Annotated in this window: 20 protein-coding genes and 4 tRNA genes; 21 read left to right on the plus strand and 3 right to left on the minus strand. The window is 67.8% G+C overall.

The window, feature by feature from the left end:
• The first annotated feature begins 18 nt into the window (after positions 1–18).
• The 3 genes from uvrB (at position 19) to AC5P8F_RS02665 (ending at position 2,397) form a co-directional block, all read left to right on the plus strand.
• Positions 19–2,043, plus strand: a complete 2,025-nt coding sequence (gene uvrB, locus AC5P8F_RS02655; protein ID WP_014646599.1) for an excinuclease ABC subunit UvrB — start codon at positions 19–21, stop codon at positions 2,041–2,043.
• Between the two features lie 106 nt (positions 2,044–2,149).
• A tRNA-Val gene (locus tag AC5P8F_RS02660) sits at positions 2,150–2,224 on the plus strand.
• 98 nt (positions 2,225–2,322) lie between these two features.
• A tRNA-Val gene (locus AC5P8F_RS02665) sits at positions 2,323–2,397 on the plus strand.
• 132 nt (positions 2,398–2,529) lie between these two features.
• On the opposite strand, the gene AC5P8F_RS02670 is transcribed toward AC5P8F_RS02665, so the two are convergent.
• Positions 2,530–2,832 (minus strand): hypothetical protein, encoded by a 303-nt coding sequence (locus AC5P8F_RS02670; RefSeq protein WP_495227587.1) that lies wholly within the window; start codon positions 2,830–2,832, stop codon positions 2,530–2,532.
• A 182-nt stretch (positions 2,833–3,014) separates the two neighbouring features.
• On the opposite strand from AC5P8F_RS02670, the gene AC5P8F_RS02675 reads away from it, so the two are divergent.
• Positions 3,015–3,155 (plus strand): hypothetical protein, encoded by a 141-nt coding sequence (locus AC5P8F_RS02675; RefSeq protein WP_162838510.1) that lies wholly within the window; start codon positions 3,015–3,017, stop codon positions 3,153–3,155.
• Positions 3,156–3,242: 87 nt separating this feature from the next.
• Here the strand turns inward: AC5P8F_RS02675 and AC5P8F_RS02680 are convergent, their stop codons facing one another.
• Together AC5P8F_RS02680 and AC5P8F_RS02685 are read right to left on the minus strand one after the other, a co-directional pair.
• A complete protein-coding gene (locus AC5P8F_RS02680) occupies positions 3,243–3,527 on the minus strand; it encodes a hypothetical protein (RefSeq protein ID WP_014646601.1) in 285 nt (94 codons plus the stop codon).
• 29 nt (positions 3,528–3,556) lie between these two features.
• Positions 3,557–4,324 (minus strand): MipA/OmpV family protein, encoded by a 768-nt coding sequence (locus AC5P8F_RS02685; RefSeq protein WP_495227588.1) that lies wholly within the window; start codon positions 4,322–4,324, stop codon positions 3,557–3,559.
• A 145-nt stretch (positions 4,325–4,469) separates the two neighbouring features.
• Between AC5P8F_RS02685 and AC5P8F_RS02690 the strand changes: the two genes are divergently transcribed.
• The 17 genes from AC5P8F_RS02690 to AC5P8F_RS02770 all read left to right on the plus strand — a co-directional run bounded on the left by AC5P8F_RS02690 (position 4,470) and on the right by AC5P8F_RS02770 (position 22,758).
• On the plus strand, positions 4,470–5,141 hold the full coding sequence (locus tag AC5P8F_RS02690; protein WP_005415973.1) for a response regulator transcription factor: 672 nt from the start codon (positions 4,470–4,472) through the stop codon (positions 5,139–5,141).
• A gap of 1 nt (position 5,142) precedes the next feature.
• Complete coding sequence (locus tag AC5P8F_RS02695) at positions 5,143–6,486, plus strand: sensor histidine kinase (protein ID WP_014646603.1); 1,344 nt, start codon at positions 5,143–5,145, stop codon at positions 6,484–6,486.
• 59 nt (positions 6,487–6,545) lie between these two features.
• The gene (locus AC5P8F_RS02700; RefSeq protein ID WP_495227589.1) at positions 6,546–8,945 is read left to right on the plus strand and encodes a DNA internalization-related competence protein ComEC/Rec2; all 2,400 of its coding nucleotides are present in this window, start codon (positions 6,546–6,548) and stop codon (positions 8,943–8,945) included.
• Between the two features lie 3 nt (positions 8,946–8,948).
• The gene (locus AC5P8F_RS02705) at positions 8,949–9,611 is read left to right on the plus strand and encodes a MotA/TolQ/ExbB proton channel family protein (protein WP_014646605.1); all 663 of its coding nucleotides are present in this window, start codon (positions 8,949–8,951) and stop codon (positions 9,609–9,611) included.
• Between the two features lie 3 nt (positions 9,612–9,614).
• On the plus strand, positions 9,615–10,037 hold the full coding sequence (locus AC5P8F_RS02710) for an ExbD/TolR family protein (RefSeq protein ID WP_053494939.1): 423 nt from the start codon (positions 9,615–9,617) through the stop codon (positions 10,035–10,037).
• Positions 10,034–11,782 carry a lipid A export permease/ATP-binding protein MsbA gene (msbA, locus tag AC5P8F_RS02715; protein WP_014646606.1) on the plus strand — a complete coding sequence of 583 codons (1,749 nt, stop codon included), beginning with the start codon at positions 10,034–10,036 and terminating at the stop codon, positions 11,780–11,782. The genes AC5P8F_RS02710 and msbA overlap by 4 nt, the downstream gene beginning before the upstream one ends.
• Positions 11,782–12,801: a tetraacyldisaccharide 4'-kinase gene (gene lpxK, locus AC5P8F_RS02720; RefSeq protein WP_032960871.1), complete on the plus strand. Its 1,020-nt coding sequence runs from the start codon at positions 11,782–11,784 to the stop codon at positions 12,799–12,801. The genes msbA and lpxK overlap by 1 nt, the downstream gene beginning before the upstream one ends.
• Before the next feature lie 75 nt (positions 12,802–12,876).
• Positions 12,877–13,650, plus strand: a complete 774-nt coding sequence (kdsB, locus tag AC5P8F_RS02725; protein ID WP_014646608.1) for a 3-deoxy-manno-octulosonate cytidylyltransferase — start codon at positions 12,877–12,879, stop codon at positions 13,648–13,650.
• A complete protein-coding gene (locus tag AC5P8F_RS02730) occupies positions 13,647–14,135 on the plus strand; it encodes a low molecular weight protein-tyrosine-phosphatase (RefSeq protein ID WP_495227590.1) in 489 nt (162 codons plus the stop codon). The genes kdsB and AC5P8F_RS02730 overlap by 4 nt, the downstream gene beginning before the upstream one ends.
• Positions 14,132–15,544 carry a hypothetical protein gene (locus tag AC5P8F_RS02735; RefSeq protein ID WP_495227591.1) on the plus strand — a complete coding sequence of 471 codons (1,413 nt, stop codon included), beginning with the start codon at positions 14,132–14,134 and terminating at the stop codon, positions 15,542–15,544. The genes AC5P8F_RS02730 and AC5P8F_RS02735 overlap by 4 nt, the downstream gene beginning before the upstream one ends.
• On the plus strand, positions 15,541–17,385 hold the full coding sequence (gene uvrC, locus AC5P8F_RS02740) for an excinuclease ABC subunit UvrC (RefSeq protein ID WP_014646611.1): 1,845 nt from the start codon (positions 15,541–15,543) through the stop codon (positions 17,383–17,385). The genes AC5P8F_RS02735 and uvrC overlap by 4 nt, the downstream gene beginning before the upstream one ends.
• An 18-nt stretch (positions 17,386–17,403) precedes the next feature.
• Positions 17,404–18,030: a CDP-diacylglycerol--glycerol-3-phosphate 3-phosphatidyltransferase gene (gene pgsA / locus AC5P8F_RS02745; RefSeq protein ID WP_012510614.1), complete on the plus strand. Its 627-nt coding sequence runs from the start codon at positions 17,404–17,406 to the stop codon at positions 18,028–18,030.
• A 249-nt stretch (positions 18,031–18,279) separates the two neighbouring features.
• Positions 18,280–18,355 (plus strand) — tRNA-Gly (locus AC5P8F_RS02750).
• 139 nt (positions 18,356–18,494) lie between these two features.
• On the plus strand, positions 18,495–19,601 hold the full coding sequence (locus AC5P8F_RS02755; RefSeq protein ID WP_075075706.1) for an NAD(P)/FAD-dependent oxidoreductase: 1,107 nt from the start codon (positions 18,495–18,497) through the stop codon (positions 19,599–19,601).
• Between the two features lie 114 nt (positions 19,602–19,715).
• Positions 19,716–19,791: transfer RNA gene (locus AC5P8F_RS02760), tRNA-Gly, on the plus strand.
• A gap of 367 nt (positions 19,792–20,158) precedes the next feature.
• On the plus strand, positions 20,159–21,622 hold the full coding sequence (locus AC5P8F_RS02765) for an efflux transporter outer membrane subunit (protein WP_032959318.1): 1,464 nt from the start codon (positions 20,159–20,161) through the stop codon (positions 21,620–21,622).
• Positions 21,619–22,758 (plus strand): ABC transporter permease, encoded by a 1,140-nt coding sequence (locus AC5P8F_RS02770; protein WP_032959316.1) that lies wholly within the window; start codon positions 21,619–21,621, stop codon positions 22,756–22,758. The genes AC5P8F_RS02765 and AC5P8F_RS02770 overlap by 4 nt, the downstream gene beginning before the upstream one ends.
• The last annotated feature ends 3 nt before the right edge of the window (positions 22,759–22,761 follow it).

The raw sequence follows: 22,761 nt of genomic DNA on the forward strand, positions 1-22,761 counted from the left end.
CCGGGAACTGGCAACACCATGAGCGACAGTTTTGAACTTGTCTCGCCGTATTCGCCGGCGGGCGACCAGCCCGATGCCATCGCGAAGCTGACCAGCAACTTCGAGGCCGGCATCGCCAAGCAGACCCTGCTGGGCGTGACCGGCTCGGGCAAGACCTACACCATCGCCAACGTCATCCAGAACATTCAGAAGCCGACGCTGATCATGGCGCCGAACAAGACGCTGGCGGCGCAGCTGTATGGCGAATTCAAGGCGTTCTTCCCGCACAACGCGGTGGAGTATTTCGTCAGCTATTACGACTACTACCAGCCGGAAGCCTACGTGCCGTCGTCGGACACCTTCATCGAGAAGGACAGTTCGATCAATGAACATATCGAGCAGATGCGGCTGGCCGCGACCAAGACCCTGCTGTCGCGCCCGGACGCGATCGTGGTGGCGACGGTGTCGGCGATCTATGGCCTGGGCGCGCCGGAAGACTACCTGTCGCTGCGCCTGATCCTGTCCAAGGGCGAGCGCATCGACCAGCGCGACCTGATCAACCACCTGACCCAGCTGCAGTACACGCGCAATGAGTATGAACTGCAGCGCGGCACCTTCCGCGTGCGCGGCGAAGTGATCGACGTGTTCCCGGCCGAGTCGGACAGTGAAGCGCTGCGCCTCGAGCTGTTCGATGGCGAGGTCGAGAAGATCACCCTGTTCGATCCGCTGACCGGCGAGACGCTGCGCAACATGCAGCGCTTCACCGTGTATCCGAAGACCCACTATGCGACCACGCGCGAACGCGTGCTGGCGGCGATCGAGACGATCAAGGTGGAGCTGAAGGAGCGGCTGGAGCAGCTGTACGCGCAGAACAAGCTGGTGGAGGCGCAGCGTTTGGCGCAGCGCACCCAGTTCGACCTGGAGATGATGGCCGAGGTCGGTTACTGCAACGGCATCGAGAACTACTCCCGGCACCTGACCGGCAAGGCCGCCGGCGAGCCGCCGCCGACCCTGTTCGACTACCTGCCGGCCGATGCGCTGCTGGTCATCGACGAATCGCATGTGACCATTCCGCAGATCGGCGCCATGTTCAAGGGCGATCGCTCGCGCAAGGAAACCCTGGTCGAGTTCGGCTTCCGCCTGCCGTCCGCGCTGGACAATCGTCCGCTGCGTTTCGAGGAATGGGAGGAGCGTTGCCCGCGCAGCATCTACGTGTCGGCCACGCCGGGTCCGTATGAATACCGCGAGGCCGGAGACGAGATCACCGAACTGGTGGTGCGCCCGACCGGCCTGATCGACCCGGTGGTGGAGATCCGGCCGGTGGGTACCCAGGTCGACGACCTGATGAGCGAGGCCAACGCACGCATCAAGGCGGGCGACCGCGTGCTGGTCACCACGCTGACCAAGCGCATGGCTGAAAACCTCACTGAGTACCTCACCGAGCATGGCATCCGCGTGCGTTACCTGCACTCGGACGTGGACACGGTCGAGCGTGTGGAGATCATCCGCGACCTGCGCCTGGGCAAGTTCGACGTTCTGGTCGGCATCAACCTGCTGCGCGAAGGCCTGGACATGCCCGAGGTATCGCTGGTGGCGATCCTGGACGCCGACAAGGAAGGCTTCCTGCGCTCCACCGGCTCGCTGATCCAGACCATCGGCCGCGCCGCCCGCAACGTGCGCGGCAAGGCGATCCTGTATGCCGACCGGATCACCCGTTCGATGCAGGCGGCGATCGATGAAACCGACCGCCGCCGCGCCAAGCAGGTCGAGTACAACGAAGAACATGGCATCGTGCCGCGTTCGGTGGCGCGCCCGATCGTCGACGTCCTTGAGGGCGCGCGTTCGGATGCCGCGGAGAAGGAAGCCAAGAAGGGCAAGGGCAAGGGCCGGGCGGGCGTGGCCGAAGAGGCGACCGACTATCGTTCGCTGTCGCCGGCGCAGCTGGCTGTCCGTCTCAAGGCGCTGGAACAGCAGATGTACCAGCACGCCAAGGATCTGGAATTCGAGGATGCCGCGCGCGTGCGTGACCAGATCCGCCAGCTGAAGGAAGCCAGCCTGGGCTGAACGCGGCAGTGCAGCATCATCTTCACAAAAGTGTTGCGCTTCCCTGCCGGCATCCGTAATATACGCGGCCTGCACCGACGCAATCGCGGAAATGCAGAAGCAAAACGGGCGGTTAGCTCAGCGGTAGAGCACTACCTTGACATGGTAGGGGTCACAGGTTCGAACCCTGTACCGCCCACCACGAAGTCCTCGCAAAAGGGCTCTCGTGAACTGCAAAGCCCGGCCCTGGCGCCGGGTTTTTACGTAACAAGGCCAGCCTTCGGGCGGCAAGAACAAGATGGGCGGTTAGCTCAGCGGTAGAGCACTACCTTGACATGGTAGGGGTCACAGGTTCGAACCCTGTACCGCCCACCACCTGTTCCCGGCGTTGCCGGTGAAGCGGTGGAAACGATGAAAGCCGGCCCTGGGGCCGGCTTTTTTTCTTTCCAGGGGCAGGACCCCGGCGTTCCCGCGAAGCCACATTCCTGCAGGTTCAGTGGCGTGAAATCAGTGGGTGATGGTGATCGAATGCTGGATCCGCCAGTGGCCATCGACGCGTTCCCACAGCTGCGCTACACCTGCCCGGGCCAGCGCAGCATTCGGGCTGCCGCCATGGTCGCCTGCCAGTTGCTGGCTGCCCAGGCGCAGCACGCGGTCCTGGCGCAGGTGATAGAGCTGCAGGGGCAGCGCTTCATGCGTGTCCTGCGGTCCTTCGGTGCGCAGGATCTGGCTGCGCAGGGCATCCTCGGTGGGCCCGCTGCCGTCGCCGAACAGGCTGGAGAACAGCAGGACCAGGGCAAGCATCGGCATGGCACGGTGCTCCAGCGGGAAAGTGCGTGCAGGCTGGCATGGCCGGCCGGGCACCGCAGCCGGCCTGCGACGAAGACGGGGATTGCGCCGCCAAAGGCGGGCAGGCGGCGATGAATCCGGGACGCGCAGGCGTAGACTCGGCGCTACCGCGCAACCGCGCCGTCACTTCAACGAGCTGCCGCATGAGCGATCACGTCCCGGTGTCCAGGCCCAATCCGTTCCTGGAACGCCTGTTCGGCGGCAACATGCTGGAAGGCACGTTCAAGGCAGTGATCTGGGTGGCTATCCTGTGCGCGCTGCTGGCGTGGACCACGCTGCGCTGAGCGACGCTACCGCGTGGGCTTGGCTGCTGATGCAGTGAATACGGGTGCCGCGGCAAGGGTGCGGCGGCAGTGTCCGTGCATGTGCCGTCAGGCGCTGAAGGCCTGGCGCAGGCTGCGCAGGGTTGCCTGGCGGTGTTCCCTGGCCGTCGGCTCGCCCATCTCCAGTTCCTGCAGGCGCAGTCCAACCAGGGTCATCGACAACGCATAGCCGCGTGCCGCGTCGGCAACGCGTGACAGGCCCACTGCACGGCGTGCCAGTGCATTCACATGTTCAAGGTCGGGCATCAGTCCCAGATAGACGCGCTCGGCGCTGTCCAGGTCGGGCGCGCGCAGGATCGCGTGGGCTTCGGTGGCGGAGGAGACGGAGGCCATGGGGGTCCTTGTCCGTAGGGGGCGCTCGCTCAGAACGAGCGCATCAGGGAAACGAAGGCCGACGTCTGCGTGCCACGTCGTGCCATCGGGCTGTCCTTCACTGCATCACCGAACCACTGGTTGGCCACCACGCCGGTGGCGCGCCATTTGGTGCCCAGTGGCGTGCTGACCGCGATCTGCAGGCTCGGCGACGTGGTGCTGCCGGGGCGGTAGGCGGCAAGGCCCGAGCGCAGGGCTTCTTCATCGCTGATGCCGTAGTAGTAGTCGAGCAGCCGTGCACTGGAGTGCACCACGCCCGCCCGCGGCACCCAGGTGAAGCGACCCGCCTGGATCGGGTAGCTGTAATGCAGGCGCGACTCGAAACCGCCGCCATGGCCGGTCACTTCGCGCATCACGCTGGCCTCGACCATGCCCCAGTCGGCGCTGTACTCGCCGTTGATGCCGGCCATGGCCGACATCTGCCGGCTGTGCAGGCGGCGCAGCTGAGCATCGTTCACGTCGTTGGTCTTGAAGCGCAGCGTGTAGGGTTTGACCGCTGCCGACAGGCGCAGTCCCTGGCCCTTGTAGAGGTACATGCCCAGCGAGCCGGGGCTGGCGAAGAAGCGCTCGCCCTGCCAGGCAATGGCCGGTACCACCAGCGGTTTGACGTCGTAGTGCGCGTACGCACCGGAGGTCGCGCCAGCGCTGATGCCGGCCTGTACGCCCGGGTTCTGCTCGGCAGCGTGGGCGAGCAACGGCACGCCGAGGGCAGCGGTGAACAGCAGCGGGCGCAGCAGGGTCGGGGACAGCGACGGCATCGATCAGCCACGTTGCGGAGGATGGCTGCGCATGGTGAGGGGGCAACATTGTCAGAACATTGCGCCGGTGTGATCGGCACGCATGGGCGCAAAACCCTGGCGCCAGGCACTATGATCGGCAGCGTTTCCGGCAGACGAGTTCCTGATGCGCATCCTCCTGGTCGAAGACGATCCTGATCTGTCCCGCGCCCTGCAATCGGGCCTGGAGCGGCAGGGCGTGGTCGCCGACGTGGTCGGCAGCCTGGCCGAGGCCGCGCTCGCGTTGCGCGAACCGGTGCACCAGCTGCTGCTGCTCGATCGCCAGCTGCCCGATGGCGATGGCGCCGGATTCGTCGCGACGGCGCGTGCGCTGCGGCCGAACCTGGCGGTGATCATGCTGACCGCCAAGGGCACGCTGTCGGACAAGGTCGAAGGCCTGGACGTCGGTGCCGATGACTATCTGGTCAAGCCGGTGGCGATCGAGGAACTGATGGCGCGCATCCGCGCGGTATCGCGCAGGCCTTCGGCGATGGTGACACCGAGCCTGCGGCTGGGGCGCCTCGAGTTCGATTTCGAATCGCTGCAGGCGCAGGTGGAGGGCCAGCCTCTGGCGCTGCCACGTCGGCAGGTACTGGTGCTGCAGGCATTGGCGATGCGGCAGGGGCGCACGGTCACCCGCAGTGCGTTGGAGGCTGCGGTGTACGGTTTCGACGATGAGATCCAGTCCAATGCGCTCGACGCGCACATCTCCAAGCTGCGCAAGGCACTGCAGCAGGCCGGTGCCGGCGTCGAGATCCACGTGATACGGGGCGTCGGCTACCTGCTGGCGGAGGCCTGAGATGGCCCGTCCGATCCGTTCGATCACCCTTGGCCTGGCCTGGCGCCTGTTCCTGGCGCAGGCCTTCACCGTACTGTTCGCGGTGGTCGCGCTGATCCTGACCTGGGGTGACAAGGACTCCTGGGGCATGGACATGTTCGTTGCCGAGGCGGTGGCCAAGGCGGTGCACAGCGAAGACGGCCGCCTGGTGCTGGACCAGGCGCGCTGGGACAAGCTCGATGCCAACGCCGGGGGAAATCTCTGGTTCGCCGCGGTGGATGACAAGGGCATGTGGCTCGAGCGCGGCACCATCCCCGCGATCCACGCGCCGATGCTCGCGCGGCTGCCGACCGTGGGTGCCACCGAGCTGGGTTCGCTGGTACCGCCCTACCTGGACGTGGCGCGGGTGATGATCCGCAACGAGGATGGGCGCCGCATCACCGTGATGGTCGGTGGAGCACCCAAGGGCGGGCTGCTGGACGGTGCGCTGATGGTGCTGCGCCTGATCGGCCTGTGGTTCTTCCTGCCACTGATCGTGGTCACCCTGCTGGTGATGCCGACCGTGATCCACCGTGCCATGCGCGGTGTGCGCCGTTCCGCGCAGCAGGCCAAGGAGCTGGACATCGGCCAGCCCGGTGCGCGGCTGGATGCGCGGCTGGTCTCCACGGAAGTGGCGCCGCTGGTGGAAGCGTTCAACGATGCCATCGACAAGGTGCAGCAGGGCTACGCCGCGCGCGACAAGTTCCTTGCCGACGCAGCGCACGAGCTGCGCGTGCCGATCGCCGTGGTGCAGGCGCGCCTGTCGCAGCTGCCGCAGGGCGAGCTGAAATCGCAGTTGCTGACCGACGTGGCGCGGCTGGGCAATGTTGCCGAGCACCTGCTTGATCTGCAGCGGCTTGACCGCAATGTCGGCGCATTGCAGCGGCTGGACCTGGCCCTGCTGGTGCGTGAGGCAGCCGCGGACCTGGCGCCGTTGGTGGTGGGCGCCGGCTATGGATTCGAAGTGGACGCGCCGGAAGCGCCGGTGTGGATCCACGGTGACAGCCTGGCGCTGGGGCGGGTGATTGCCAATCTGGTACACAACGCGATCGTGCATGGTGGTGGCCGTGGCACCATCTGTGTGCGGTTGGACACGCGCGGGTTGCTGGAAGTCAGCGACCAGGGCGCGGGCATTCCAGTAGGCGACCGCGAGGCGATCTTCGAGCCGTTCCATCGCCTGCGCGCGGCGGGCAGCGGCAGTGGCCTTGGCCTGCACCTGGTGAAGGAGATCGTGCAGCACCATGGCGGCTCGGTCAGTGTCGGTGAGGCCGCGGGCGGCGGCGCAAGCTTCCGGGTCAATTTCCATCGCGGCAGCGCGCGGCGCTGACGCGTTTGCGGGGCAAGTCCCGATAGGCAACCTGCCGCCGGCAGCGGCAGGCTGGCCTCATGGCCATCGAGCGCTCCCCGTCTCCCTTGCTGGGCAGTGGCACCGCTGGGGCGCTCACACTGGGGGCGTTGGGCTGCGTGCAGCTGTCGCAGCTGCCGCCGCTGTGGGTCTGCACGGTGATGATCGTGCTTGGCATGGCCGGGTGGGGCCTGCGATGGCGGGGGCGCCTGCCGGCGGTCATGCTGCTCGGTGCCGGATGGACGTCGATGCACGCGCACTGGGCAATGCAGGACCAGCTGCCACCGGGCCACCCGGCTCGGGATGTAGTGGTCAGTGGCCGGGTCATCGATCTGCCGGATCATCGGGCCGCGCACACCCGCTTCCTGCTGCAGGTCAGCGAGAGCCGCGAACTGCCATCGCTGCGCGGCAAGCGCCTCCAGGTCACCTGGAACGACGGCTGGCAAGGCAGGTCCAGCGCCGCTGCCGAGGGGCAGCGCAGGCAGGTCCTGGCCGGTGCGCAGTGGCAGCTGGCGCTGCGTGTGCGGGCCCCTCGCTCGCGGATCAATCCCGGGGGTTTTGACAGTGAGCGTCATGCGCTGCTGCGTGGCGTAGCCGGCACTGGAACGGTGAGGGCGCCGGCCAGCGCGCGTGAGCTGCAGGCCGGACATGGCCTGCCGGCATGGCGTGAGCGCACCAGCGCCGCCATCGCGCTGCAAGTGGCCCATCCGGCCGCCCGTTTCGTGCAGGCGCTCGCCCTGGGCGACACGCGTGGCCTGTCCGACACCGATTGGGATCAGCTGCGGGCGCTGGGGCTGACCCATCTGGTGGCCATTTCCGGATTTCATGTCGGGGTGGTGGCGGGGCTGGGGGCGTTGCTGTGCCGAGGGCTGTGGTGGCTGTGCCCCCTGCTGGCCCGGCATTGGCCACGTCCACAGGCGGCGGCCTGCGCCGCGGCCCTGTCCGCAGCGGGCTATGCGGTGCTGGCCGGCGGTGAATTGCCGACCGTGCGCACGGCATTGATGATCGGGCTGGTGGCCCTGGCGCGCAGCGGGCGGCGCCCGCTGGGTCTCGTGCAGGGGCTTGCGCTGGCGGCGCTGGCGCTGCTGCTGCCGGCGCCCCTGTCGGTGCTGTCAGCGGGCTTCTGGCTCAGCTTCGGCGGCGTACTGTGGCTGGTGTGGTGCTTGCCGCAGGGACGTCCGCGCGGGGTGGCCGCCAACCTGCGCGGGTTCCTGGCCGCACAAGGGGTGGCCAGCGTCGGCCTGTTGCCGCTGGGCATCGCCTTGTTCGGTGGCACCGCCTGGCTGGGGCCGCTGGTGAACCTGCCGGTCATCCCGTGGTGGACATTGCTGGTGGTGCCCCTGTCGCTGCTGGGCACCGCCCTGCAGGCGCTGCACGACGGTGCTGGGTGCTGGGCGTGGCGCGCGGCGGCGTGGCTGTTCGAGATCAGCTGGCAGGCCCTGCAGCCACTGGCGGCGCACCCGCAGGCGATGTGGTGGCTGGCCGAGGCGCCGGCCTGGGCGGTGCCGGCGGCGCTGCTGGGGGTGTTCTGGTGGCTGCTGCCACGGGGGGCCGGGGGCTGGCTGGCTGGCCTGCTGCTGTGCCTGCCGCTGCTGTGGCCGGCGCGTGAGCGCCCGGCCGAGGGGGAGCTGGAGCTGCTGGTGCATGACGTCGGCCAGGGCGCGGCGGTGTTGCTGCGTACTGCGCGGCATGCCCTCTGGTACGACGTGGGGCCGCCGAACGGGGGCGAGGGCAGCGAGCGGGTCCTGGTTCCGTCACTGCGGGCCCTGGGCCAGGCGCCGCCCGAGCGGGTGCTGCTCAGCCACGACGATCTCGATCATGCCGGCAACCTGCCGAGCCTGCGTCTTCAGCTGCCGGGGCTGCCATTGCTGGCGCCGCCGGGAAGTACGATCGCCGGGGCCGGCCGTTGCCAGCGCGGCCTGCGCTGGCACTGGGATGGCGTCGATTTCCAGGTGCTGCACCCGGATGCCGGCAGCCAGCGGGCCGAAAACGAAGACAGCTGCGTGCTGCGCGTGGCCGGTGCCCATGGCGTGGTCCTGTTGCCGGGGGACATCGGCCGTCCGGCCGAACAGGCGCTGTTGCGGGCGTCTGCGGCGGCGCTGAAGGCGGATGTGGTGCTGGTGCCGCACCATGGCAGTGGCGGCAGCTCCAGCGCGCCCTGGGTGGCGGCGGTGTCAGCCCGGCTGGCATTGGTCTCGGCCGGCCACCAGAACCGTTTCGGCCACCCGCGCAAGGACGTGGTCCGGCGCTGGCAGGCGCAGGGCGCCGAGGTGGTGTCCACTGCGGAGTCCGGGGCGATCCGCGTATGGCTTGGCGCACAAGGGCTGCAGCTGCGTGAACAGCGCATCCATGCATCCCGGTGGTGGGATGCCGCTGGGCGGGCGCGGTCGGCTGCTATCCTATCGCCGATCGAACAAGCGGCCGTTGGGCCGGAGGGTTGAAACGTGTGGGAACTGGTCAAGGCCGGTGGCTGGCCGATGGTGCCGCTGCTGCTGTTGGGCGTACTGGCTTTGGCGATCATCCTGGAGCGTTTCTGGTCCCTGCGGCGAACGGAGGTGCTGCCGCCCGGTCTCGGCCAGGAAGTGCGCAACTGGGCCGCGCGCGGCAAGCTTGACCCCGCGCACCTGCAGACCCTGCGTGCCAACTCGCCGTTGGGCGCGCTGCTGGCGGCCGCGCTGGAAGCCCGCAACCGCCCGCGCGACCAGATCCGCGAGCGCATCGAGGATACCGGCCGTCACCTGGTGCACCGCATGGAGCGGTTCCTCAACGCGCTGGGCACCATCGCTTCGGCCGGCCCGCTGCTGGGCCTGCTCGGCACCGTGATCGGCATGATCCAGATGTTCCTGGGCATCCTCGACCATGGCGTGGGTGATGTGAACCAGCTGGCCGGTGGCATCGGCAAGGCCCTGGTGTGCACCGCCACCGGCATGATCGTGGCCATCCCGGCACTGATGTTCCATCGCTACTTCAAGGGCCGCATCCACGGCTACGTGGTGGAGATGGAACAGGAGGCCAGCGCCCTGCTGGATACGCTCGACGGCCGCCCGGGGGTGATGAACCCGTCCCCGTCGGCGCGCCCGGCCAACGCCGCTGCGGCGAAGGCCTGATCGATGCGTATCGGCAATGACCGATCCCAGGATGAGCCGCATATCGATCTGGTCCCGCTGATCGACGTCATCCTGGTGCTGATCATCTTCTTCGTGGTCACCACCACCTTCGATGCGCGCTCGACGTTGCAGGTGCAGCTGCCCACCGCCAGCCAGCAGCCCAACAACGAACCGCCGCGTTCGCTCAGCGTGCTGATCAACGCCGAAGGCCGTTATTTCATCAATGACCAGGAAGTGCTGCGCAGCGATGTCGAGTCCGTCAAGCAGACCATCGTCGCCGTCGCCGGCAGTGATCGCAGCCAGCCCGTGCTGCTGCGCGCCGACGCGCGTACTCCCTACCAGGCCGTGGTGACTGCGCAGGACGCGCTCGGTCAGCTCGGTTTCCGTCGTATCGCCATTGCAACTGCGCCAGAGGTGCGTCCATGAGTTCCCATCACGCGCCGGTGTGGCCGATCTACAAACGTCTGCTGGGCTACACCCGCACCTACTGGGTGTTCATGGTCGGCGCGGTCATCGCCATGGTGGTCGAAGCTCTTGCCGGCTACCACTTCACCAAGCTGATGGAGCCGCTGGTCAACGAAGGTTTCGTCGATCCGCAGCCGCGCGCGGCCGTGGTGCTGCCGCTGACCATCCTCGGCCTGTTCCTGATGCGCAGCCTGGCCACCTGGGTCAGCGACTACACGCTGGCCAAGACCGGCCGCAGCGTGGTCCGCGACCTGCGTGAGCAGGTGCTGCAGAAGTACCTGCACCTGCCGTCGTCGCACTTCGATACCGAAGCGACGCCGGTAATGGTCAGCCGCCTCAACTTCGATACGGAACAGGTCACCCAGGCCAGTGCCGACGCGCTGAAGACCGTGGTCGCCGATACCCTCACCATCATCGCGATGCTGGCGGTGATGCTGCAGATGAGCGTCAAGGTGACCCTGGCGATGCTGCTGGTGGTGCCGCTGATCGGCGGCATCGTGTCCTACGTGGGCAAGCGCTACCGTCGCATCAGCCGCGGCATCCAGGACGGCATGGGCACGATGGCGCAGACTGCCGAGCAGTCGCTGGCCGCGCAGCAGGAAGTGAAGGTGCACGGCACCCAGCAGCATGAGATCTCGCGCTACTCTCGCTTGGCCAACCGCATGCTGGCGCTGAACATGAAGGTCGAGGTCACCCGCGCCGCCGCGTCCAGCGTGGTGCAGTTCCTGGCCGCACTGGCGCTGGCGGTGATTGTCTGGGTGTCGACCCGCGAAGCCCTGGCCGGCCGCCTCAATGCCGGCCAGTTCATGGGCCTGATGACCTCGATGATGGCCATCATTCCCTCGCTGCGCCGACTGACCAGCGTACAGACCTCGATTTCGCGCGGCGTCTCCGCCGCCGAGCGCCTGTTCGGCATCCTCGACATGCCGGTGGAGCGTGATGAGGGCCAGCACCGCGTGCAGCGCGTGCGCGGCGAACTGGCGTTCGACCACGTCATGCTGCGCTACCGCGAAGACAGCGGCATTGCCCTGGACGACATCAGTTTCGTTGCCAGGCCGGGCACGGTGACGGCCATCGTCGGCCGTTCCGGCAGCGGCAAGACCAGCCTGATCCGGCTGGTTCCGCGCTTCTACGAGCCCAGTGGCGGCGTCATCACCCTCGATGGCGTGGCCCTGGATGACTATCCGCTGGCCGACCTGCGCCGGCAGGTGGCGATCGTCGGGCAGAAGGTGATGCTGTTCGATGACACCATCGCGGCCAACATCGCCTACGGCATGGAGGCGACCGATGAGCAGATCCGTGCGGCGGCCGAAGCGGCCAATGCCTGGGAGTTCATCGCACGCATGCCGCAGCAGCTGCAGACCCCGGTCGGCGAGAATGGCGCGCTGCTGTCCGGTGGCCAGCGCCAGCGCCTGGCGATTGCCCGCGCGATCCTGCGCGACGCGCCGATCCTGATCCTCGACGAAGCCACTGCGGCGCTGGACAACGAATCCGAGCGCCTGGTGCAGGATGCGCTGCAGCGCCTGATGCCGGAACGCACCACGCTGGTCATCGCGCACCGCCTGTCGACCATCGAGCATGCCGACCAGGTGCTGGTGATGGACCATGGCCGCATCGTTGAACGTGGCACCCACAAGGAGCTGCTCGAACTGGGCGGCCTTTACCAGCATCTGCACAGCATGCAGTTCCGCGAAAGGCAGGACTGATGGCCGGCAAGGGTACCCAGACCCCGGCGTACTGGTACGACGGCAGCCCCGTTCCGTGGACGATGCGCCTGCTGGCGCCGCTGTACGCAGGTGTCACCGCGCTGCGCCGGCGCGCCTATCGGCGTGGCTGGCGCAAGCGCCACTCGCTGCCGGTGCCGGTCATCGTGGTCGGCAACATCACCGCCGGTGGTACCGGCAAGACGCCGCTGACCATTGCCCTGGTCGAGCGCCTGCGCGCGGCCGGCTGGAAGCCGGGCGTGGCCAGCCGTGGTTATGGTCGCGAAGACGCCGACAAGCCGCTGTGGGTGCAGGCCGATACGCCAACTGCCAAGGGCGGTGACGAGCCGGTGCTGATCGCCTGGAAGACCGGTGTGCCGGTGCGCGTGGACCGCGACCGTGTCGCCGCCGGCAAGGCGCTGATCGAGGCCGGCTGCGATGTGATCGTCTGCGACGATGGCCTGCAGCACTACCGCCTGGCGCGCGACATCGAGATCGAAGTGGTCGATGCGCAGCGTCGCTACGGCAATGGCCGGATGATTCCGGCCGGGCCGTTGCGCGAGCCCGTCAGCCGCGCCAGCGAATGCGATTTCCGGGTGGTCAACCTCGGCCAGGCCGATGAGGAAACCGCAGCGCAGGCCTGTGGCTTCGGCCAGTGGCCGATGGCGCTGCACATCGACAGTGCACAGCCGCTGGCCGGTGGCCGCGCTCGCCCGCTGGCGTACTTCAAGGGCCAGCGCGTGCATGCGGTGGCCGGCATTGCCCATCCCCAGCGCTTCTTCGACATGTTGCGCGCGCGCGGGATCGGCGTGGTGCCGCATGCGTTCGCCGACCACCAGGCCTACCAGCCGCAGGACCTGTCCTTCGGCAGCCAGCTGCCGGTATTGATGACCGAGAAGGACGCGGTGAAATGCCGTGCGTTCGGCAACGACTGGCACTACGCGGTTCCGTTGCGCGCCGAGCTGCCCGCGGCGTTCTGGGTGGCGCTGACCGATCGCCTGGACAAGCTGCGGCCGAACTGAGTGGTGCGGCGGCGCTTGCATTCACGCGCTGCTGCCCGCATTCCCGTTGTAACGAGCCTGCCGAGTACCGCCTGCATGACTGAATTCGTCGTCGCCATTCCGGCCCGCTATGCCGCCTCGCGGCTGCCGGGCAAGCCGTTGCGCCCGCTGGGCGGCGAGCCGCTGGTGCTGCATGTGGCGCGCCGCGCGCTGCAGGCCGGTGCCCGTGAAGTCTGGGTAGCGACCGACGATCAGCGCATTGCCGATGCGCTGTCCGGGCTGGCCGAAGTGAAGGTGGCGATGACCGCGACCACGCACGCCTCCGGCACTGATCGCCTGGCCGAATGCGCACGCATTGCAGGCTGGGCCGATGACACGGTGGTGGTCAACCTGCAGGGCGACGAACCGTTCGCACCGGCGGCCGGTATCCGTGCGGTGGCCGATGCGCTGGTCGCAGGCACTGCGACGATGTCGACTCTCGCCACGACCGTCGAGGACGCGCACACCCTGTTCGACCCGAACGTGGTGAAGCTGGTGCGCAACGTGCGCAACGAGGCGATGTACTTCAGCCGCGCGCCGATCGCCTGGCACCGCGACGGCTTCGCACGCAGCCGCGACACGCTGCCGGACGGCCACCACTGGTTGCGCCACATCGGCATCTACGGCTATCGCGCCGGCTTCCTGCAGCAGTTCGCGGCGATGCCGCCGGGCCAGCTGGAGCAGGTCGAATCGCTGGAGCAGCTGCGCGTGCTGGAAGCGGGCTATCCGATCAGCGTGGCGATCTCGCCCGAGCCGTTCCCGCCGGGCATCGACACGCCCGAGGACCTGGAGCGCGCCGAGGGGCTGCTGCAGGCGATGGCGCCGCGATGAGGCTGCTGGTCGTCTGCCTCGGCAACATCTGCCGTTCGCCGATGGCCGAAGGCGCGCTGCGCGCACGCCTGGATGCCTCGCCGCTGGCCGGGCGGGTGCAGGTTGATTCGGCTGGCACCGGCGACTGGCATGTGGGCGAGCCGCCGGACCGCCGCGCGATCGCCTGCGCGGCCGGGCACGGCGTGGACATCGGCGGCCTGCGCGCACGCCAACTGCAGGACGTGGATTTCGACCGTTTCGACTGGATCCTGTGTGCCGACGAGGCCAACCTGCGTGATGCCGGGCGCCTGGCGTCGGCGGCCCAGCGTGAACGGCTGGCGTTGTACCTGCCCTGGTCGGGCGTTCAGGGGCGGGTAGCCATCCCCGACCCCTACAGCGGCGGCAGCGATCATTTCGAACAGGTCTGGTCGCTGGTCGACGATGCTGCAAAACGTGCGGTGGCACGACTGTTGCATGACGCCGACTCCGGCATAATCGGGTCATGAACGTCCAGCCCGTCCCGGACCTGCCCGAGTTCGCCACCTGGCTCAATGCCACCCCTTGCACCCTGACCGAACTGCGCGGCCGGCCGGTCGCGCTGCTGTTCGTCAATGCGGCCTCCGCCTGGAGTGCGCAACGCCTGGCCGAGTTCGGCCAATGGCTCTCGCGCCACCCCGGCAAGCTGCAGCCGCTGGTGCTGCAGGTGCCGCGCTTCGATTTCGAGCGCGACGCCAGTGCCGCACTGAAGCTGCTGCGCCGCCAGGGTCTGACCATGCCCGTACTGCTCGATGCCGATTGGGATGGCTGGCGCCGCTTCGGCGTTACCGCCTGGCCGACCGTGGTGCTGCTGGACGCGCAGGGTCGCGAGCAGCAGCGGCTGGTCGGGCAGGGAGCACCCGGTGAACTGGAGCGCGCCCTGAACACGCTGTGCCAGGGCGCGCCTTCGGCGCCGCCGCGCGGCGGCAGCGAACTGCATCCGGAACCACGCCAGGCGCTGCGGTTCCCGCTGGGCCTGGCGGTCAGCACCGAACGCCTGTACATCGCCGACAGTGGCCATCACCGCATTCTCGAATGCAGCCATGGCGGCCGCATCCTGCGCCAGTTCGGCCTCGGTACCGCCGATTTCATGGACGGCAACCTGGCCGAAGCGGCGTTCCACCGCCCACAGGCGCTGGTGCTGGAGCGCGATTCGCTGTACGTCGCCGACACCGGCAACCATGCGGTGCGCCGCATCAACCTGCTGACCGGCATCGTCGACACGCTGTGTGGCAACGGACGTCCCGGTGCGCCGATGGAAGGTCCGGTGGCGCAGGCGCGGCAGGTCTCGCTGGACCATCCTGTCGGCCTGGCCATCGCCGACAACCAGCTGCACATCGCGATGGCCGGCGACAACCGCATCTGGAGCTACCACCTGGGCCAGCGCAGCCTGCAATGGCGCGCCGGCAGTGGTTCCATCGACGAGCGTGACGGCAGCGGCCACCTGGCTGCCTTTGCCCAACCGACTGCGCTGGCCGTGGTGCAGCAGGTGTTGTACGTCGCCGACGCCTTGGGATCCTCGATCCGTGCACTGCAACTGCGCGGCGACCTGGTGCAGACGCTGGTCGGGCAGGGGCCCTGGCGCTTCGGCAGCGAAGACGGCCCGCGTGCGCAGGCCAGCCTGCAGTATCCGCAGGCGATCGCATTGAGCGCGGACGCTCCGCTGCTGTGGATTGCCGATACCGGCAACGGTCGCCTGCGCACGCTGCGCCTGGGCGGCGGTGAACTGACCACCCAGCCGCTGCCGCGCCGCCTGCATGGCCCGGCCGGATTGGCGGTGGGCGCCGGTGCGGTGTGGATCGCCGAGACTGACGCCCATGCCGTGCTGCGATTCGACCCCGACAGCGGCGTGCTCAGCGAAGTCCCGATCAGCGAATGACCGACGTTCCCGCCCCGGCCTTCGACGGCAAGGCCTTCGCGGCCCAGCTCAGCACCGCCCCTGGCGTGTACCGCATGTACGCCGCCGACGACACCCTGCTGTACGTGGGCAAGGCGCGCGCGCTGCGCAACCGTGTCGGCAGCTATTTCAACGGCAGCCCGAAGAACGCGCGGATCATGTCGATGATCTCGCAGATCACGCGCATGGACGTGACCGTGACGCGCTCGGAAGCCGAGGCGTTGCTGCTGGAAAACCAGCTGATCAAATCGCTGTCGCCGCGCTACAACGTCTCACTGCGCGATGACAAGACCTATCCGCATGTGCTGCTGACCCGCGAGGACTGGCCACGCATCGCGCTGCATCGTGGCCCGCGTGCCATTCCTGGGCGCTACTTCGGGCCGTATCCCGGCGTCACCGCCGTGCGCGAGACGCTGAACCTGATGCACAAGCTGTTCAAGCTGCGCAGCTGCGAGGACAGCGTGTTCCGCAACCGCTCGCGGCCGTGCCTGCAATACCAGATCGGGCGTTGCAGCGCGCCGTGCGTGGAGCTGGTCCCGGCGCCGGAGTACGCCGAGTCGGTGCGCCGCGCCGCCCTGTTCCTGGAAGGCAAGAGTGACGAGCTGACCCGCGAACTGGGCGAGCAGATGCAGGCCGCCAGCGAGGCGCTGGAGTTCGAGCAGGCCGCGCGCCTGCGCGACCTGATCTCCTCGCTGCGCAGCATGCAGACCCGCCAGTACGTGGATGGCCGCGCCGCGGACCTCGATGTGCTGGCCGTGGCCATGCAGGGCTCGCAGGCCTGCGTGCTGCTGCTGGCCTTCCGTGATGGCCGCAACCTCGGTACCCGCCCGTTCTTCCCGCGCACCAATGGCGAGGAAAGCCCGGAGGAAGTGCTGGCGGCCTTCGTTTCGCAGTACTACATCGAATTCGAGCCACCGCGCGAAATCCTGCTTGATCGCGAGATTCCCGATGCCGACCTCCTTGTCGCCGCGCTGTCGGCCTCGGCCGAGCGCAAGGTGCAGCTGAAGTGGAACGTGCGCGGCGAGCGCGCCGGCTATGTGGAACTGGCCAGCCGCAACGCGCAGCTGACCCTGGCCACCGAACTCAACAGCCGCAATGCGCAGCACGCGCGCAGCGATGCGCTGCGCGAGATGCTGGGCCTGGCCGAGCCGGTCAAGCGTGTCGAGTGTTTTGATATCAGCCACACCCTGGGCGAGGCCACCGTAGCCTCGTGCGTGGTGTTCGACGCCGCCGGCCCGGTGCGCGCGCAGTACCGCCGTTTCAACATCAGCGGCATCGAGCCGGGCGACGACTACGCCGCCATGCGCCAGGCCATCGACCGCCGTTTCCGCCGCGCAGTGGAAGAGCAGGGCGTGCTGCCGGACGTGCTGCTGATCGACGGTGGCGCCGGCCAGCTGTCGCAGGCCCAGGCCGCACTGGCCGATCTGGGCGTGGAAGGCGTGCTGCTGGTGGGCGTGGCCAAGGGCGTGGAGCGCCGTGCCGGCCACGAAGCGCTGGTGATGCCCGATGGCCGCGAGCTGCGCCCGGGCGCGGCCAGCCCGGCGCTGCAGTTCATCCAGCAGGTGCGCGACGAGGCGCATCGCTTCGCCATCACCGGCCACAGGGGGCGCCGCCAGAAGGCGCGGATGACCAGCAAGCTGGAGGATATCCCCGGCATCGGGCCGCGCCGCCGCGCCAGCCTGCTCAAGCATTTCGGCGGCCTGGTGGGCCTGAAAGCCGCTGGCGAAGCCGAGATCGCCAAGGTGGAAGGCATCAATGACGCCCTCGCGGCACGTATCTACGCTAACCTGCACGGGTTGGCCACGCCTGATGCGGCCGAGTAGAGAGAGAAGCACGCAAGCATGAAGTTGACCCTGCCCACCTGGCTGACGTTGTTGCGGATCGTGATGATCCCGGTGCTGGTGCTGGTGTTCTACCTGCCCTACACCTGGACCAACTTCGCTTCGGCGGCGATCTTCGGCCTGGCCGCGATCACCGACTGGCTCGATGGCTGGATCGCACGCCGTTACCAGCTGGAGTCGGCCTTTGGCGCCTTCCTCGACCCGGTCGCGGACAAGCTGATGGTGGCGGTGGCGCTGTTCCTGATCGTGCAGGGTCATCCGACGCCGTGGATGGCGTTCTGGGCGGCGGTCATCGTCGGCCGCGAGATCGCGGTGTCGGCGCTGCGCGAATGGATGGCCGAGCTGGGCCAGCGCGCGAAGGTGCGCGTGGCGATGATCGGCAAGGTCAAGACCACCGCGCAGATGGTCGCGCTGTTGTGCCTGCTGTATTCGGTGGCCCCGAACGTGCCGGTGGAAGACATCTGGATGGGCTGGCCGGTGTTCCATATCGGCGACTGGACCCTGGCCATTGCCGCCGTGCTGACCCTGTGGTCGGGCCTGCAGTACCTGCACGCCGCCTGGCCGAGCCTGCGCGACGATGAGCGCGCTGCGCGCGAGCGTGCGCGGCAGAAGAAGCTGGGCAACTGAGCCCGGAGTCTGAGCCCCGGGGTCGGATCCCTTTCCGAAGGAAAGGGCTCTGACCCCATCGATGCGCCTATCCCCGCATGGCGTGGACCTACTGGAAATGCTGCGTCCACGGATGGTGCGGATCCATCAGTTTGCGGAGACGCTGTAGTAGATCCACGCCATGCATGGATACGCGGTGCAAGGCGCCTCGCAGGCCCCGAAAAAACCGCTTGACGCCATCCTTGGAACAGGTAGAATTTCGCCTCCCAAGCGGGAATAGCTCAGTTGGTAGAGCGCAACCTTGCCAAGGTTGAGGTCGCGAGTTCGAGTCTCGTTTCCCGCTCCAGATTCAAGAAGAACGCTCCCGGAAGGGAGCGTTTTTTCGTTTGTGTGCAGGGCACTTCATCCCTGCTTCACCGCCACCCCATCGCCTCACCACGCGTGCTCGCGAAGCTGTATCTCCGTTCCAGCCCGGCGATGCCGCGATGCCTCATCAATCCTCTGCTTACGACCACGATGTGGTCATCGTCGGCGCCAGTTTCGCCGGTGCCGCCTGCGCCTTGGCCGCCGCGCAGTACGGTCTGCGCGTCTGCGTGCTGGAACGCAAGGTCGACCCCGGCGAGCGCCTGCACACCACCGGTATCGTGGTGAAAGAAGCGATGGAGGAGACCTGGTTGGGGCGCATGCCCGAACATCTGGTGGACCGGGTCGCAAACGTGCGCCTGTATGCGCCGAACCTTCGCAGCGTGTTGCTGGCCGCACCGGGCTATTACTTCCTCACCACCGATACGCCGAACCTGATGCGCTGGCTGGCCAGCGAGCTGCATGCGAACGGCGTCGACCTGCGCCTGCAGCAGTCCTTTACCGACGCCCATCGCAGTGGTGACGGCTGGCAGGTGGATGGGGCAGGGCGATGCGCCTATCTGGTTGGCGCTGACGGCGCACGCTCACGCGTGGCACAACGCACTGGGCTTGGCCAGGTGCGTGACAACCTCTACGGCGTCGAGCGTGAGTTCGCCGGCCTGCAGGTGTCGCAGGGCGATGCACTGCATTGCTTCGTCAGCAAGCGCTACGCACCGGGCTACATCGGCTGGGTCGCGCAGAATCCGACCGGGCTGCAGGTGGGATTGGCGCTGCGTCATGACCCGCAACAGGTACGGCCGCCGGATATCGATGGCTTCCTCGACCACGTGCGCAATGTGGTCGGCATTCCGCCTTCGGCGCGTCCCTCGGCCACCCGCGCCGGCTTGGTCCCGTGCGGCCGGCCGGATGGGCCCTTCACCGGCCAACGCGTGATCCTGACCGGCGACGCGGCAGGCATCGTCTCGCCGCTGTCCGCCGGCGGCATCCACTCCTCGTGGCGGCACGGCTGGGCGGTCGGCGAGGCGATTTCCCGCCATCTGCGTGGGCAAGGGCCGGAAGCGGAACGGGTGGCGCGGCAGGTGGCGCCGGCATTCCATGGCAAGCGCCTGCTGCGCTGGGCGATGGACCATCTGCAGGCCGACTGGCCGCTCAACGCACTGCTGCACACGGGGGCCACGCGGCGCATCGCCGAGCAGGTCTACTTCCACCGCCGTGGCCTGCGAACCTGAGGTGTCGGTCCTGAGGGCCTGAACGCCTCCCGCAATGCCGGTGAAAATTCCTGTTGACGCCGTGCAGCAATATCGACACAATAGCGCTCCTTCGACGCAGGTCGAACGGAATCTGCGGGAATAGCTCAGTTGGTAGAGCGCAACCTTGCCAAGGTTGAGGTCGCGAGTTCGAGTCTCGTTTCCCGCTCCAGATTCAAGAAAAACGCTCCCGCAAGGGGGCGTTTTTCGTTTGTCATGACGTTGGCCAGGCGGGTCGCTACAGGCGGGCCACGACATTTTCATGGTGGGCGTGGTAAGTCTGCAGCTGGGGGCGATTCCGACATTGGTGTCGCAATCGGCATGACGGGGGGCGCAGCGATCGTGGGGACGATCGGAAGCACCTGGCACGAGGGGCTGCAACAGACGCAATGACCTGGAATCCGCACCAGTGTTCCGCCTGCTGCAGGCGCTGAAAGGCTGGCGAAAGGCCTGCGCCGGCGTTGCCTGAACCGCACGCGTGCTGTGACCTTTTTCGGACCATTTCTCCATGTTCGCTCCACAATCGCACGGTAGCCTTCATGCTCCTTCTACACGTTGGCGGGCTGGTGGTCAGGCGTATCACTTCAGTGGCAGTGCCCAGGACGGGGCGCGGACTCTCCCTGCAGGCAGTGCTGCGACCCGGCGCGCTGCTCGCAAGTCTCGCATTGGCGGGCTGCATGTCGGTGCCGGTTCCGGATCTGCCTGATCGCACGCCCAGCACCTGGACCCAGGTGCCGCAGGGCCAGGGCGTGGCGGTGGACGCCAAACAGTGGTGGAAAGTGTTGTCCGACCCAGCGCTGGATGGACTGGTCGATCAGGCCATCGCCGGCAACCTCGACCTGCAGCAGGCCACGCTGCGCCTGCAGGCCGTGCGGATTGTCGCCGGCACGTCCGATTCGCGCTTCCTGCCGGAAATCACGGCCAGCGCCAAGCAGGTGCAGGATGCCGCTGCGGTCGACACCTACTTCCACGCGGGTATCGAAGCGATCTGGGACCTGGGCCTGTTCGGCGCCGCCGAGAGCGCGCAGTTGAGTGCACAGGCGTCGGCCGGCAATGCCGAGGCGCTGCGTGGTGCCGCGCAGGTCGCGGTGATCGCCGACGTGGTGCGCAGCTATCTGGATCTGACCGTGGCGCAGGCCCAGCAGGACCTGTTGGCCCGCCAGCAGGCGGTGGACGATCGCGGCGAACAGTTGGCCCTGGTACGCCAGCGCCTGCGCCTTGATGAGCCCGGCGAACTTGATCGCCTGCGTGCACGCCAGGCCGCCACCCGCGCGGCCACGGCACAGGCACGGGAAAACGCGGACAACGCTGCCCGTGCGTTGGCTTTGCTGCTGGGACGCGATGGCCCGGACCCGGCCTGGCGTGCCTATCGCACGCCGCCGACGCTGGGTGCGTTCTCGCTGCAGCAGGTCCCGGCCGATCTGCTGCGCCATCGGCCGCAGATCCTGCTGGCCGAATCGGAGGTGATGCAGGCTGCTGCCAGCAAGGGTTCGGCACGCGCCGCGATGTATCCGCGTGTCAGCCTCGGTGGCTCCATCCTGTACGCCTACAACCTCACCCAGAACGCCCGCTCCAATTCCGATTCGAGCCCGTCGATCGGCCCGTACATCGATATTCCGCTGTGGGACTGGGGCCAGCGCCGCGCACGCTTCCATGCCGATGAAAAGCAGCTGGATGCCGCCTTGCTGGGTTACCGCAAGGCGGTGCTGGAAGGCGTGAGCGAAGTGGAAGGCGCGCTCGGCAGCCTGGCGCGCCAGGACAGCAGCATCCAGTCGCTGCGCGCGGCCGATGATGCCGCCGGGCAACAGGTCAAGCGGCAGGCGCGGCAGGTGCAGTTGGGGCTGTCCAGCGAATTCGACGGGCTTGACGGGCAGCGTGCGGCACTCGCCGCGCAGGCCGACCTGATCGGTGCACAGGGTGCGCGCGTGCTGGCCTTTGCGTCGCTCTACCGCGCCCTCGGTGGTGCTCCGTTGCCTGTCGAGGGTGAGGGCGAATCGCAATGATCGCGCTGGCCCGCAAGACCCTGGCCTATGAGTGGCGCCGGTTCCTGCCGGTGGTGCTGGCGATGTGCTTCGCCGGTGTGCTGTTGATCGTGCAGGCGGCACTGGTGCTGGGCATCTTCGGTACCGCTGCGATCTACGTGAAAGCGTCCTCGGCCGACATCTGGGCGGGTTTCCCCGGCACCCAGAGCGTCAATTACGGCCATGCGATCAGCGCCGACGTCGAAAGCCACCTGCGCATGGACCCGGATGTCACCCGCGTCGAACCCTACGAGTGGGTCGATGGCGAATGGCGCTCGGGCGCGCAGGGTACCGGCAACGTGTCGGTATACCTGTCCGGCATCTCCACCGGCGATGACGCAATGATGTTCGCGCGCATCCTGCCTGCCGACCTGCGCGCGCAACTGCGCGAGCCGGGGGCGGTGATCGTCGACAGCGCCGACCTGGATACGCTGGGCGTGGACCTGCAGAGCAACCGTGCATGGATCAATGGCAAGGCGGTGCGCGTGGTCGCCGCGCAACCCGGCCTGCGTGGCCTCGGTGGCGTCAACGTGCTGGCCTCGCTGGATACCGCGCGTGCCATCGCCGGTACCGATCCGCACGAGGGTAGTACCTATTTCGTGGCGGGCCTGCGCTCGCCGGACCTGGCCGACCGCGTGCGCGACCGCCTCGCTGCGTCGATGGGCCAAGCCACGCCGGTCGAGTTCTGGACCGCGCCGGCGTTCGCCAGCCGTTCGCAGCAGTACTGGTTGTTCGACACCGGCGCCGGCATCGCGGTGCTGTTCATGGCCGTCATCGTCTGCTTCGTCGGCGCGGTGATCACCAACCAGTCGTTCGCCTCGGTGGTGGCTGGCTCGGTGCGCGAGTACGCCACGCTCAACGCGCTCGGCGCAGGTCGCTACGCGCTGGCACGGGTGGTATTCGAGCAGGCATTGCTGATCGGTGGCGTGGGCATGTTGCTGGCGGCGGCGTTCAGTACCGTCGTGCTGTTGATCGCACAGTCCCAGCGCGTGCCGGTGCAGCTGACGCCGATGGTCATCATCGGCTGCGTGGCGCTGGTCGCGGTGATGGCCATGCTGTCGAGCATCATGGCGGTACGCAGTGTGGTCCGCTCCGATCCATCGTTGCTGCTGCGTTGAGGA

The organism is Stenotrophomonas sp. YJH_SMC_69 (assembly GCF_059370495.1).